At 41.0% G+C, this 14,393-nt stretch carries 11 protein-coding genes; 5 read left to right on the forward strand and 6 right to left on the reverse strand.

Going from position 1 to position 14,393, the window contains the following annotated elements:
* Positions 1–35: 35 nt before the first annotated feature.
* The 4 genes from ACWATR_RS23295 to ACWATR_RS23310 all read right to left on the reverse strand — a co-directional run bounded on the left by ACWATR_RS23295 (position 36) and on the right by ACWATR_RS23310 (position 4,950).
* A complete protein-coding gene (locus tag ACWATR_RS23295; protein WP_460337649.1) occupies positions 36–476 on the reverse strand; it encodes a hypothetical protein in 441 nt (146 codons plus the stop codon).
* Positions 477–483: 7 nt separating this feature from the next.
* Complete coding sequence (locus ACWATR_RS23300) at positions 484–1,920, reverse strand: c-type cytochrome (RefSeq protein ID WP_460337652.1); 1,437 nt, start codon at positions 1,918–1,920, stop codon at positions 484–486.
* Between the two features lie 31 nt (positions 1,921–1,951).
* Positions 1,952–3,427 (reverse strand): c-type cytochrome, encoded by a 1,476-nt coding sequence (locus tag ACWATR_RS23305; protein ID WP_460337655.1) that lies wholly within the window; start codon positions 3,425–3,427, stop codon positions 1,952–1,954.
* Between the two features lie 65 nt (positions 3,428–3,492).
* Complete coding sequence (locus ACWATR_RS23310; RefSeq protein ID WP_460337658.1) at positions 3,493–4,950, reverse strand: NADH:flavin oxidoreductase; 1,458 nt, start codon at positions 4,948–4,950, stop codon at positions 3,493–3,495.
* A gap of 604 nt (positions 4,951–5,554) precedes the next feature.
* On the opposite strand from ACWATR_RS23310, the gene ACWATR_RS23315 reads away from it, so the two are divergent.
* From ACWATR_RS23315 to ACWATR_RS23325, 3 genes are all read left to right on the forward strand, one after another.
* On the forward strand, positions 5,555–7,564 hold the full coding sequence (locus ACWATR_RS23315; RefSeq protein ID WP_460337661.1) for a hypothetical protein: 2,010 nt from the start codon (positions 5,555–5,557) through the stop codon (positions 7,562–7,564).
* Between the two features lie 82 nt (positions 7,565–7,646).
* Positions 7,647–9,119, forward strand: a complete 1,473-nt coding sequence (locus tag ACWATR_RS23320) for a PGAP1-like alpha/beta domain-containing protein (protein ID WP_460337664.1) — start codon at positions 7,647–7,649, stop codon at positions 9,117–9,119.
* A gap of 291 nt (positions 9,120–9,410) precedes the next feature.
* Positions 9,411–10,202, forward strand: coding sequence for an SDR family NAD(P)-dependent oxidoreductase (locus ACWATR_RS23325; RefSeq protein ID WP_435025516.1), 792 nt, complete (start codon positions 9,411–9,413; stop codon positions 10,200–10,202).
* A gap of 711 nt (positions 10,203–10,913) precedes the next feature.
* On the opposite strand, the gene radC is transcribed toward ACWATR_RS23325, so the two are convergent.
* Complete coding sequence (gene radC / locus ACWATR_RS23330; protein ID WP_460337668.1) at positions 10,914–11,645, reverse strand: RadC family protein; 732 nt, start codon at positions 11,643–11,645, stop codon at positions 10,914–10,916.
* A gap of 171 nt (positions 11,646–11,816) precedes the next feature.
* Here radC and ACWATR_RS23335 point away from each other — a divergent pair, with 171 nt between their 5' ends.
* Positions 11,817–12,380, forward strand: a complete 564-nt coding sequence (locus ACWATR_RS23335) for a hypothetical protein (protein ID WP_460337671.1) — start codon at positions 11,817–11,819, stop codon at positions 12,378–12,380.
* Positions 12,381–12,477: 97 nt separating this feature from the next.
* A complete protein-coding gene (locus ACWATR_RS23340; protein WP_460337673.1) occupies positions 12,478–13,053 on the forward strand; it encodes a hypothetical protein in 576 nt (191 codons plus the stop codon).
* A 216-nt stretch (positions 13,054–13,269) separates the two neighbouring features.
* On the opposite strand, the gene ACWATR_RS23345 is transcribed toward ACWATR_RS23340, so the two are convergent.
* Complete coding sequence (locus ACWATR_RS23345) at positions 13,270–14,208, reverse strand: phosphoribulokinase (RefSeq protein WP_460340625.1); 939 nt, start codon at positions 14,206–14,208, stop codon at positions 13,270–13,272.
* Between the last annotated feature and the right edge of the window lie 185 nt (positions 14,209–14,393).

Consider the following 14,393-nt stretch of genomic DNA (forward strand, 5'->3'; position numbering starts at 1 on the left):
CACGGGGCTTCACTTTGGTCAAGACAAAAGACTAATTATTGTAGAGACGGCGATTTATCGCGTCTTTGTAATGATTTATCGTCATTATTCGGGGTAGAAGCTTGAGGTTTGTTAAGCATAGTCAGTATCAACAATGGTGCTTGGAACAAGAAAAACACCAAATCGATAATTCCGAAAGCGGGATAAATATTGGGGTAAAGAAAGAAAAAGAAAATGACTCCTTGCGATCGCGCAAAGATTGCTAGCACAGCATTAGATGTGTAGCGGTACGGGTCATTTCCTCCCGGAATGTAGAACAGCGACAGCAGAACCACTAGTAAGCCAGCAAAGGAAGTCCATACCGGGTCTTCAGTAGGTCTTTGGTGGAGTAATTCCAGCAACCAATTCGGTGCAAAGATAGCGGGTATACCCATCACGCAATTTTGGATCACGCCTAACCAGACGATCGCCCGGAACCAAACAGCATATTTATTCATAACTTGGTTACAAAGTTTTTAAGTATTCGACTAATGCTTGTTTATCTTTGACAGGTAAATCCGTGCCATAGATATGTCCTTGGTTACTATTACCAGGAACACTAATGTCATATTTAAAACCTACACGTTGCGCTTCTTCTCCTTCGGAAATAAAGCCAACTTTGTTTTGGTCATAGACATCAAATCCTCGATAAAAAGATTGGGGACGATTCTCTGGTTTTTCTAACAAGTCTTGTAAGGATGGCACCGAACCGTTATGGAGATAAGGCGCTCTTAACCAAAGACCATCAAGAGAGACAGAAACATAACCATTGGTCTTCCGCAACTGGTTGAAGTCCCAAGAGTAACCATCACCAAATTTGTTGTAAGTATCTGCTGCTTGCTGCGTCCACATATCTAGGCGGTGGCGGTCAGTTCCCACTTCTTCAACAGGAATCACCTTACCAGTTCTTTCGCCGCCAAATGCATGACAAGATGCACAAGTTTTGTTAAAAATTGCTTTTCCTTGTGTAGCTAGTTGCTCATCAACTGCAAACGGATATTTAGGAGGCGGTAGTTCCGAAATATAATCTTCTACTCGTAGCAGATCCTCTACTGGTAGAGACTCTTTAGTTGCACCGTCACCAATCGCCCCAGTCTGCACCGTTTCTCGCAGCGAAGTTTCTAAACCATCCCAATGCAGGGCAAAGTTTTGGTGTTGCTTTTGATTCCACAGAGGCATCATATCTGAGTTACCAATGGTGTCATCTTTAGGCAACTTTAAAGTAGTGAACTTCACAGGATTAAACGGGTCAATCCTACCTGGGCCCCAATTGGGGCGAGAATCAGTCCAAGCAAAGTCTGCACTTTGTTGTAACAGCCCTTTTTTTGTTTGGGGAATAATTATAAAACGATAAAGCAGGTTTTCTAACCAGTTAAACTCATGACTATATTTGATTTCATCAAGGATATAATCCGGTTCAAATCTGGGGTCACTAGCAGCATTACCGAGAAAGCGGATATAGCCTTGCGAATCAAATCTATTAGCAGGGCCAGCTGCAATAATTGTTGGCTTATCTTTGAGATTTTCTCGATAAGTAGCATGATGACAAACAGCACAAGTTATCCCAACTCTGGGAAACCCAATTGTTTTTTTAGAAAAACCCACTGGTAGCTCTTTACCTTCTTCCCAGGTAATTCCCAGAGAAGTATAACCGCCTGGGCCTGGTAGCTTATCGGGAAATATGCGCGGTAATACTAACCAAATCCAATACGGTACACCTTGCGCTTGTTCTGTACCAATAGAACCATATTTAAAATGATCCTCTGGTAACTCATAAACTTCGCTAGGAACTTCGCGGAAAAGGTTGTACCATCCCACATAACCAACAACCCCAAAAAGAAGGACAATAACTACAGCAATTGAGGTGATTATTTTCCCTAATTTTGACTTAAGTATTGCCATAAACTTAGGTTTTTTCTCGCTAAAATATTTTTCAAAGTTTCTTCATGTACTCAACGATCGCATCTTTCTCTTCTGGGGAAAGATCAACACCGTATAAGTGACCGCTATTACTATTACCATCAAGTTTTGTATCAAACTTGAAGTAATTTTTACCATTTTCTTCAGCTACATCAGAGATAAAACCAACTTTTTTTCTATCGATAACGTCGTAGCCCCGATAAAATTCTTGTGGTCTGTTCTCTGGTTTTTCTAGTAAATCTCGTAAGGTAGGGACTGAACCATTGTGCAAATAAGGGCCGCGTAACCAAACACCATCAAGGGGCATATTCGCATAGCCATTAGTCTTGCGAAAATTCTTAAAGCGCCACGGATAACCTGCATACAGCGTATTTTGGTTAGAGATGGTTTCATAAGTAAATGAATCTAGGCGATGTTGGTCTGTACCAATTTCTTGAATTGGTACAACTTTGCCTGTATATGCGCCACCAAAAGCATGACAACTAGCACAATTACTTTCAAAAAGCGGTTTTCCTGTAGCTGCTAAAGTTTCGTTAACTTCATAAGGATATTTGGGTGGTGGTAGTTCCCACAGCCAATCGGCAATTCTCTGAATTCGAGGCAAATCAATTGTTGTGGGTGTGACTCCAGTTCCTAACGCTGCACTTTTATTACGTTCATCAACAGATGTGTTATTGCCATCCCAATGTAACTGCAATCCCTCGCGGGGTTTTTGATTCCAAATTGAGGGGAAATCAGAAGTACCAATCAGTTCATCTTCACGCAATTTATCCATTGGGAAATGGAATTGAATTGCTTTATAAGGATTAAAAGTATCTACTCTTCCTGGCCCCCAATCTGGTTGTTCTTCCACAAACTTAAGTCGATATGCCTGATTAATTAGTGCATCTCTAGTTTGAGGAATTGCAATGAAGCGATAAAGTAATTTTTCAATGGGATTAAGACCACCACTAATTTTTTCAATTTCTGGTAACATCCGGTTAGCAGTAAAGCGCTCATCCACACCAACTGCTGATAAAAATTTGATATATCCCTGCAAGTTCAGCACATTAGCAGGCATCGTAGTCATGACTTGATGTTCACTATTAGGGGTATTTCGCAGTGTCCCTGTATGACATACAGCACAATTCAACCCAACTCGATCAATAAAGACTCGCCGTTGCGAAAAACCGACAGGTAAATCTTTGTCAGGTTCTTTGATAAATCCCAGAGAATTATAACCTTGTCCGGGTAATTTATCTGGGAATAATTCTGGTAAAACTTTCCAAATCCAGTAAGGGATGCCATTGATGGGTTCGCTACCAATTGAACCATATTTAAAGTGGTTTTCAATATCAGCATAATCCACTGGGGAGTTAGATAAAACAGGCCAAAGGAAAAATACTACTACTGCTACAATGCCTACAATCACAACCCAAATCCGCCGGAAGATGCCCTTTATTCCCTTGACTGGGGTAGGAAGTAGGGTAGGGTTAGTTTGTTCAGTCATAAAACACTCCCCATGTTGTCGAAATTATCTGTAAGCGAAATTGTCAATGTGATACCCATCGCTTTTTATTTAGATGAATTGGCAAACTGAGTTGGATGAAATACTGACATTACTTCTTCCATCATCTCTTCATAACTATTAAAGCGATCCTGCTCGTAACAACCCAAGGGATTTTCAATTACATTCAACAGACATTTATTACAATAAGTACAAGGTTTATCTGCTAGGTCTTTACCTTCTTGAAAAGATTTAACTAGGTAATTGTTAGCAATTAGGGTACGAGCCATTGTGACGCCATCACAATACTGATCGTTAATTGCCTGACGAATATATGAAGCTTGCTGTAAACCACCAGTGCATAATACGGGAATATTAACGTGCTTTTTAATCTCTCTGGAATCTAGTAAGTTTCTGCCTTGATTCTCTATTAATAACTGCTTCATTTTGGTGTCTTTGACATCATCGCCACTAAATGCTTGAGGAGGCAATTGCTTTTTTACACGGTTCCATAAAAGATTGAAAAGTGGATGTAGAAATGATTTGCGAAATAAAATGTAGTTGCGTGTGGTTTCGACGCCACTTGACAACATCGCATCATAAGTTCTAGTAATAACATCAAAATTAAAATCACCAATGGGATTGAGTGGGTGAGGAAATAAGCTACCAGTTGATACATGGATGCCATCAGCCCCGGCTTCTTCTGCCCATTTACAAACTTGGATAGAATCTTCTATGGTATTACCTGGTTTTTCCCAAAAGGTGACGGCGTTGTTATAGTCAACGGCACTGATTTTGAATTGCAGGTGAAAGTCGTTACCTACTTCTTTACGAATTGCTCTAATTACATCTAGCAAAAACCGCGCTCGATTCTCTAATGATCCACCGTATTCATCTTGGCGATCGTTAATTCCAGAACTAAGGAATTGGTTAAAAAGATATCCATTAGCACTGTGCAATTCTACTCCATCTAACCCCGCTTCACGGGCCCGTCTAGCACCATCAGCAAAATATTGGATTGTTTCTTTAATCTCTGTTAGTGTCATTGCTTGACACAAAAAGCCGTGAAATGGCTCAGTTTGGCTAGTGGAACTTAAGGCTTTTTTTCCTAAATTTTCTACACCAGCAATATCCTGCTGTCGCCCCGAATGACTTAATTGCAAGATAAATTTACAGTCATATTCGTGGACTTTTTCGCCTACTTTTCGCCAAAAAGGAATGCGCTCATCACAGTCAATGGTGGCGTAATTAGGCATAATTCTTCCCCGGATGGCGACTGGTACAAAGGAAGTAATAATAGCCCCTACACCACCACGAGCAAACTTTTCTTCCCAGTTGATTCGGGCTTGGGTTCCTGAACCATCATAGTTATCCCATCTTCCAGAAATACTAGAGCGAAAGATCCGATTTTTTACTGTGAGATTACGGAATCTCAATGGTTCAAAGATAATATCGTTTTCCATCTGTTCCTCTGTCTTTTGTGTTATTTCGACAATAAAATTAGGTGTCAGAATTTTTTTTAGCACGAATAGCCTCGCCAGAGAATTATGATTTCTAGTGTCTCTGGGAGGGTAATGTTTTATGTCTACAAATCTACAGTGGAGGTTTTCGGATACGAAAGCTAAGTATTAAGTTTTTGTTACTTATATTTTCCTACCCAGTTTCAGCATGGATGTTTATCCTTATTGGTTTTTACAGTTATATAAAGTCTTTTGCAGTTTGTAAACCTACAACATGAACAAACAAAATCTTAAGAAAAATGAAAACTTTCGTCTTTATTTCTCTTAAAAGGTTAAGTCAACCTTAAGATTAGCTTCTAACAATTTGTTACAAACTTAACCAAGTATCTAGGGAATGGATATAACCATAGCAAATTGGTTATTGAACACTATTGTAAGTTTACAAATTTTTAAATTTTTAGGTTAAAAATGTATAAAAGTTTATTGATGACGTTTTGCAAACTTGTGTAGTAAGTTCATATATAACGAACCTCAGTAAGGTACATTTAAAATCATCAAAATATCCCAAGACTAAATCTGGAAAATGGGAAATTAGTGATGAAGTATTAGTGTACCTCTGCAAATGTGAGGTGCTGTGGAGAAGGTTTAGGTCTTACAAACAAAGAGTTTTATGAAAAAGACAAGTCTAATTTTTAAGGGCTGTCTGCTCCTCTTATTCGTGACTATGTTTATAGTCTGCGGCTTTTATGGAACGCCTACAGCTTTCGCTGATGAGTATAGTGAAACACCTACGTCCATAAGTACTAGCTATTCGGATGCGGGTGTATCTGAATACCCTGATAACTGTGAGGGTATCGGTTATCTCCCAGACTACAAAATAGAGAATTTGACAGATGCTGAGAAACGGGGTCGTTGCACCTGGTACTTATGGACTGGCGGTAACGCCAAGTACTATCGTGATTTAGCGAAGCGGACACATGGTGGTGTTGATCTGCTAAAGCTGATTGATTCGCGTGTGCATGATGAACGATTCCAACGCTATGGCGCTATTAACGATCCTGGATGTGAGAAAGCAACAACACCAGATGAATACGGTTTGTGGCTAGATAAGTGCAAAGATCCACTTTCAACAGGCGTTATTGGGTTGCGTAAGTTCCAAAACCCCAACTTCGACTCGGCAAAATGGAACCCTGTGGAATATGCCAAAACTTCACAAGTTGAGCCTCCATACGTGATTGGACAGTCTTGCGCCATCTGTCATGTAGCGTTAGATCCTCTCAACCCACCTAAAGACAAGGAACATCCGAAATGGGAAAATCTCGTAGCAGCATTGGGTAATCAGTACATCAAGGAAAGCAAATTATTTGCATCCAGTGTTGGGGCAAATAGTTTTGTTAAGCAAGTACTTGACTCTCAAAGACCGGGTACATCTGATACTTCACGGATTGGTAACGATCACATCAACAATCCGAATGCGATCAATGCCATTTTTAATTTAGGCGATCGCCCCACATATCCAGAAGTGATGAACGATGGTTCAATCAAGGATGTCAATCATATTCTCAAGGATGGTGCGGACTCTACAGGAGTGGCAAATGCCTCACTACGCGTCTACGTCAATATTGGGATGTGCGGCGATTACTGGACGACTCTCCATGAACCTTTATTAGGCAGAACTCCCCAAAAACCTTTTGATATCGAAAAGGCACGGAAAGAGTGCGAAGGCTGGAGACAGACAGAAGCACGCATGGCTGATGCCGAAGCATTCTTGAAAACCATCAAGCCGATGCACCTAAAAGATGCAGCGGGTGGTGAAGAGTTCTTAACGAAAGATGAGGAAGTTCTCAAACGTGGCAAACTGGTTTTTGCTAGTACTTGTGCTGGTTGCCATTCCAGCAAAAAGCCACCTGCTGAAATTGCTGCTGACGCCGAACAGGCTCAGAAATGGTATGAAGAATCTGTACTCAGTAGTAATTTTCTGGACCACAACTTCTTGTCTGATGATCAGCGTTATCCAGTTACACTAATTGGTACTAATGCGGCGCGATCGCTAGGGACAAATGCCACTAAGGGGCATATTTGGGATCAGTTCTCGTCTAAAACCTACAAAGAACTACCGTCACCAGGTAATTTGACGCTGTACAATCCCTTCAATGAGAAAAAACCCATCGAATTTAAAATACCAGATGGCGGTTTGGGATATTACCGCACACCTTCGCTAGTTAGTATTTGGGCAACAGCACCACTTCTGCACAACAACACACTAGGACTTTACAACGAAGATCCTTCAGTGAAAGGACGTGTAGAAGCCTATACGGATGCAATGGAAAAGTTGCTGTGGCCTGAAAAGCGTGAGGGTATTATCAGCAGGACATCTCAAGATACTAAATTAGAGCTTCCTCCAGGAGATCCAAATCCCAGATTTAGGATTCCTATTCCTAAAGGTACGCCTGTGAATTTGCTGGCAAGCATCAATATTAGAGAGGCGATTACATCTCTCAATCTCAGCAGCCTTTTCCAAGACTTGAAACCGGGCGGTGGAATCAAAGATAAGTTGGCACGTGTGCTATTAAGAGCCAATAAATCTCCCGACTTCGTTGAAGATGAGGGTCATTATTTTGGCTCAAATCTGCCAGATGAAGATAAGAAAGCCCTAATTGAGTTTGTGAAAACTTTCTAAGACAAATTGTCTGGATGCTGCACTCGTTCCCATGTTAAATATGGGAACGAGCAAAAATATTTATTAAATAGTGAGGATATAGATGCAGTATTTACCAATAATCTTTGTTCGTGGATATGCAGGTACACAAAAAGATGTTGAACAAACAGTTAATGATCCATTTTATGGGTTCAATAGTGGTTCAACACATATTCGAGTAGACCAGAAAGAAAATCCCCAAAAGTTTGTTTTTGAGAGTCCATTGCTGCGGCTAATGACCGATCATGGTTATCAACCGATTGTTGACAATCAGAATGTGAGCAATCAGATTAAAAGATTGTCTGGTCAACTTCATAAAACTATTTGGATCTACCGATTTTATGATGTAACTACACCTAGTTTTGGCTCCTCAAGTGTAGTTCGTCAGGAGATGGAGGAGATAGCTAAGGGTTTAAGAGACTTGATCAAAAATGTCAAGCAAACGACGGGTGCAGATAAAGTTTATCTCGTTGCCCACTCAATGGGAGGTCTTGTTTGTCGCAGCCTGATTCAAAAGATTTATCCAGAAAAAGGTGAGCAAGCTGCCCATCACATTGATAAATTCTTTACCTATGGTACACCTCATGGTGGCATTTATTTTGAGGTTGGGAGTGGTTTGCTGGAAGAACTAAGGGACAGGTTCCAATTGAATAATTCTGATGATTTTGGCCCCCAAAGGATGTACCAGTATTTAACACCTTATGTTAAGCCAACCGATAAGTTACCTAATAATTTTCAACTAGAAAAGTTACAAAGTATAGAGAATGCATTTTCGCCAAGCCGCGTTTTTTCTCTAATCGGCACTAATGCACATGATTATGAAGAGGCTTTGGGTCTTTCACGAAAGGCTGTCGGGGTGAAAAGTGATGGTTTAGTTCAGATTGATAAAGCCTACATCACTGGATCTCATCGGGCATATATTCATCGCGCTCATGGTGGGCGTTATGGTATATTAAATTCGGAAGAAGGTTATCAAAATCTGCAACGCTTTTTGTTCGGTGATATTCAGGTGAAACTGTCTCTGAGTGATGTAGAGTTAAAAGACCGAGACAAGAATTTTTATCAACTGGAAACTAGGGTTGCTTTGCGTGGTCTTCCTACTCCTATATATGAGCAAGCGATCGCTCATTATTGCCCAATCACACAAGAGTTAACCAGAACAGATAAACCCGTTCCTCTGTTTACAGCCTTTTTAATCCCAAAAAACTCAGCTAGTGATAATAATGTGTGTAGATATGCCCTGCGTTTAGCACTACATTCTTTCACAAAACAAGAGACAAATTGGTTACGTGACAGTCATCTCGACCAAGTACCTTTGTGGACTGACTATCTAATTACTGATGTTGTCGCAACAGATGGTACATATAAGGCTAAATACAGTTGGAATTCCGTTGAAAAAGAGCCAGTAACGAACTTAAATCCCACTTCAGAATCCAGTTCAAATGTATATGTTGCATACGTTCCCCTACCTGAACGTGGGCAAAGAGTCTTAGGTAAAAATGTGGCAGTCCGCTTGGAAATTTCACGATGGCAATAAATTACAGCAGAATTCAGGAGTCAGGAGTCAGGAGTTAGAATGGGCTACGCCTCGCTGCGCTAACAGAAGTAAAATATCTGGCTTTAAGACTTAGCTTGTGTACTTCACTAATTTTAAATCTGCTGTAAGTAGTAGTGTGCGGAATGCTTGTTGTGTAGTCAGTGATTAGTTTAAATTAATTAGCGCTTTTTAATTATTGTGAAGAGAGAATCATTAAGGTTCAAGAGCGTTAGGTTAATAATAGCTAATAACTAATGATTCATTTTTTAAGCTGTTAACAAAGAAAAAACTATGCAGAGTAATCGCAAACAAACGGCTCTTATTACTGGTGCATCTGGTGGCATCGGTTATGAATTTGCAAAGTTATTTGCTCAAGATGGTTACAATTTGGTGTTGGTAGCTAGAAGCGTGGACAAGCTGAATAAAATCGCCGATGAATTTAAAAATAAATTTGGCATTGTTGCCAAAGTTATTTCCAAGGATTTATCAAATCCATCAGCCCCAGAAGAAATTTTCACTGAGCTAGAACAAGCATCTATCAGGGTTGACGTGCTGGTAAACAATGCTGGGTTTGCTACCTACGGATTATTTAACGAAATTGACCTGAATGCTGAAATGCAAATGCTACAGGTTAATGTTTTATGTCTCACACATTTAACCAAGCTATTTCTTAAGGGTATGGTTAAGCGGGGGTCTGGAAAAATATTAAATGTGGCTTCGACTGCTGCTTTTCAACCAGGGCCGCTGATGGCAGTATACTACGCTAGTAAAGCCTATGTATTATCGTTCACAGAAGCGATCGCAAATGAGTTAGAAGATACAGGTGTTTCTGTAACAGCGCTTTGTCCAGGGCCTACCGAATCTGGTTTTCAACAAAGAGCCGCAATGGAAGACTCAAAGCTAGTAAGCGGTCAAAAAATTATGACTGCGGAAACAGTAGCCCAAATCGGCTATCGTGGTCTATTAGAAAACAAAACTGTTGTCGTTCCTGGAATTAAAAATAAGCTCCTTGCTGAATCTGTAAGATTTACTCCCAGAAAGCTAGTGACTAAACTAGTCAGAAATATGCAGGAAAGCAAATAAGTTTTACCATCGCAATCCTAAATCAAACGCGCAGAAACAAGATCCCGGACTTCTTAAAGAAGTCCGGGATCTGCGGCTTACGGGACTGACAAATAAAAAAACATCCCAAATTTTCTTGTGGGATGGGCCGAAAAGCCACTGGTGTCTACTTTTGCCAAAAATAGCGTACTGATTGGGTGTTGTTCACCCCCCAGGGATTGTAAATCCCTGACTAATTGCTCAAGTCTACTGAAGTAGACTGAAAATTTTTGCAATCTTTAGTCCTCTTCAGAGGACTTTAGCTATGAGACAGGGATTTACAATCCCTGGCGGACGTGCGGTTTCGCGTTAAGTTGACGTGAGTTCGATGAACCTCTCCCTCCCAACCTCCCTCTCCGAAACGGAAAGGGAGGAGCAACGAAAAATTCAGCTTTTTGCTCCCCTCTCCGTGTCGGAGAGGGGTTGGGGGAGAGGCCAAATAAGACTTGTCGAACTCACGTTAAGTTGACACCAATGGCGAGACACCCACCCCACAAGATGGATAATTTATTTCTTGTCAGTCCCTATAATCCTCACAAATCTTTAATTCAATACGCTTGGGTTAAGGACTAATTGTAAAAAATTGTGGGTTTTTGAGACGCGATAAATCGCCGTCTCTACAAGTATTTTGGTCTTTAATTACGAATTACGTTAGCGTAGCGGGGCGTAGCCCATTAGGAATTACGAATTATTTTAATCTCCCTGTGGATGCTCATCCCACAAGGTTGTTAGTTCCCGCAAACTTTGATGATTGCCATTTCCCAAAATCAGATGATCTAGTACTGGAATGCCCAAAAGCTGCGCCCCTGCTAACAACTGACGCGTCAATTCTATATCTTCCTGGCTGGGTTCAAGGTTCCCAGAAGGATGGTTGTGAGCAACTATTACCCGCGTTGCGCCTTGACGAATAACTTCTCGAAAAATATCACGGGGAGAGGCTAGGGTTTCGGTTGCTGTGCCAATAGTAATTACCTGCGTACCCAATAAGCGATTCTTGACATCTAACAGCACCACTGCAAAACGTTCTTGTGTCTGCCACATCAAATCTTGACTGAGGGTAGCAGCAGCAGCAAGTGGGCTATCAATTAATGTGCCATCATTGGGACGAGATTGAAAAGCGCGTTTACCCAATTCAATTGCTGCTAAAATACTTGTCGCCTTCGCTGGGCCAACACCAGGAATTTGCATCAACTCAGCAGGACTAACTTCTCGCAGAACTGCCAAAGGATCACGTTGGTGTTTGCCTAATTCGCTCAAGATATATTGTCCCAAACCCACAGCAGATAGTTTTCCTGGCCCTTGACCGGTGCCTAGAAGAATTGCGATTAACTCCGCTGTGGCTAAAATTTTTGCACCATGTGTCATTAATCGCTCACGCGGACGCTCATTTGTAGGTAAGTCAGCAATTCTGAGGCAATAGGTCATAGGAAACTAAGAAAATAGTCACTAAAGATGTAACTATCTTTATTTATCCCTTGTTTGCTCTCAAAAACATCTTTATTTGAGAAAATCTTTAACCTTGGTCAGTTTCTATGGGTAATCTCATTTGCAACCTTCAAAGGGAACACTAAAAATAAGATGATTTAGGCGATCGCTATGTTCGATGATTTATTCAACAATCTGAAAGGTTTTATTGACTCTAAAATTCAAGAAGTCGGTAACGATCTGCAAAAACGCTTCGGCGTTCCCGAACCCGCAGAGCCATTTGTGCTGATTCGTCGATTCACACCTGTCGATTCTACGGTGACAAAGGGATGTATTGCAATTGTGGGAGAAAGTTGGCAAATTGAAGCTTATGACGATAATAATCAGAGCTTTTTTACGAATAGTGCAGATCCTTTGCGAAATGTCATCTTATTTGAAGTTGCAGAACCCGATGTCCAAGAGTGTGTTCTTGCTTGTCAATTTAACGCCAAAGCGCTAAACACAGAAAAACCAATTAAAGTTAGTTTAGGTTTTCGGAGAACGGGACAGTGGGGTACATGGAGACACTTCTGGCCAACAGAAGTTTTACTAACGGAAGATTTTCAGCCTTACGAAGCGCGTGCCTATTTTAAAAAAGAAGCAGATGTTGCCACAGTTCAAATAGGCGTGCAATTTGAGAGTAGTGGCATTCTTCAAATTAAAAATATTGAATTGTTGCAAGCGCCTGTAAAGTAACAATCATGAGCAATATCTAGAACGCCCAAATATGACAAAAGGCTACTATTTCAAAGGAAATACTAAAAATAATCTAATTTAGGGGGTAAACTACGCTATGTTTGACGAGCTATTCAACAATCTGACAAGTTTTATTCTCTCTAAAGCTAAGGAAACCCTTAAGGAGCTAGAAAAACCCTTTGCTATTCCCGAACCCGCAGAGCCATTTGTGCTGATTCGTCGATTCACACCTGCCGATTCCACTGTGACAAAAGGAGGCATTGCAATTGTCGGAGAAAGTTGGCAAATTGAAGCTTATGACGATAATACTCAGCGCTTTCTAACTAATAGTACAGATCCTTTGCGAAAAGTCATCTTGTTTGAAGTTGCAGAACCCGATGTCCAAGAGTGTGTTCTTGCTTGTCAATTTAATGCGAAAGCGCTGAATACAGAAGAATCAATTGCAGTAAGTTTGGGTGTAGCTAGACCACCAGAATCGAGCGGAATGAAAGCAATTTCATGGGGTACAGGAGTTTCACCAACGGAAAATTTTCAGCCTTACAAAGTGCGTGCCTATTTTAAAAAAGAAGCGAATGCTTCCAAAATTCAAATCAGTGTGCAATTTGAGAGTAGTGGTATTCTTCAGATTAGAGATATTGAATTGCTGCAAGCTCCCGTCAAGTCACAATCATGAGCATCTGAGTTTAAAATCATAATTATATTACTTTGTCAAGATAGTTTTGAGGGTTTGTAGTAAGCACTTTAGTGCTTAGAAAATAAGGACTAAAGTCCTCACTACGAACTTGCTTACCCATCAATTAAAACTTGACAGACTAATAGTGCGTTCGCATAATTCAACAATCTAACATTGCACGCGATCGCAAACTCCTTAATCCTCCATCTTCGCTGATTACTGATAAGTTTGCGTTGCTTTTAGCATGTGGTAGGTAATAATCAACTGAGTCAAAGCCAGAGGATAACTTTGCAGTGTTTCTCCAGTTGTACCTGCAATTTTACCCAGTTCTGGATTACTTTCGCGATCGCAAATACTTCGTAAATGGGGCATATCAGAACAAATAATATGCTCTAGCTTATTTACCTGTTCTAAGGTTGCATGACCATCAACTTCTAAGACATCCACAGGCTTACTCATATCCCTGTCTAGCCCCAAACGGATTGCTGAGTCAGAATTACCATAGCCAGAGTTGACAATCTCAGTAAAATCTGGGTGGGGAATTGTCGGGCGAAGTACCAGACGGACATTTAAATGGCCATTGGTTTCATCATCTTCTCCGGTGGGTGGATAAAAACTAATGACTATATCAGACCATTGCCGCTGCGGACGGATAAATTGTGATGAGTCTGGTTCACGCTTTTCTAGTTCCGCTAATACCTGTTCAGCCGTGTAGCCGCGCTTTTGGGTGTCTCGCTTAACTTTCCACTTAGCGCGTAGTTCTTCTGGGGGTGCAAGGTAAACTTTCACATCGTAAGAGTCACGAGCCGCACGAGTCGAATAACCGAGTAATCCCTCAATAATCACGAATTTATTCGGCTTGATATACTGCGGTGGCTCAAATGTGCCGGTTTTATGGCTATAAACTGGCTTCAGAATTGGTTGTCCCGTGCGTAGCAACGACAGATGTTGCTGCATAATATCTAAGTGATTGCAGTCCGGGTGGAGGGCAGTGATGCCAATTTCTGCACGTTGTTGGCGATCGTAACGGTGATAATCATCTGTACAAATGAGCGTAACATTTTCTGGGCCGAGTACCTGAGCGATTCCTCGCGTTAGTGTTGTTTTCCCAGCCGCGCTGTCGCCGACAATACCAAGAATTATTGGACGGCTCATCATACCTCCCACAATAAAAACAAGTTTATTAATAAAATTCCCTACAATAGTTTTCATTCTAGAAGGGTTTAGGCGAGTAACTCAAGCAAAGGCTTGGTATGCAATATCTCTACATATATAGCAATCCGATAGCGAAGCGGTAGCGAGTCTTGTCTACGACACGCTACGCGAACGAGCGTCTTTGA

The sequence above is a fragment of the Nostoc sp. UIC 10890 genome (assembly GCF_054786515.1).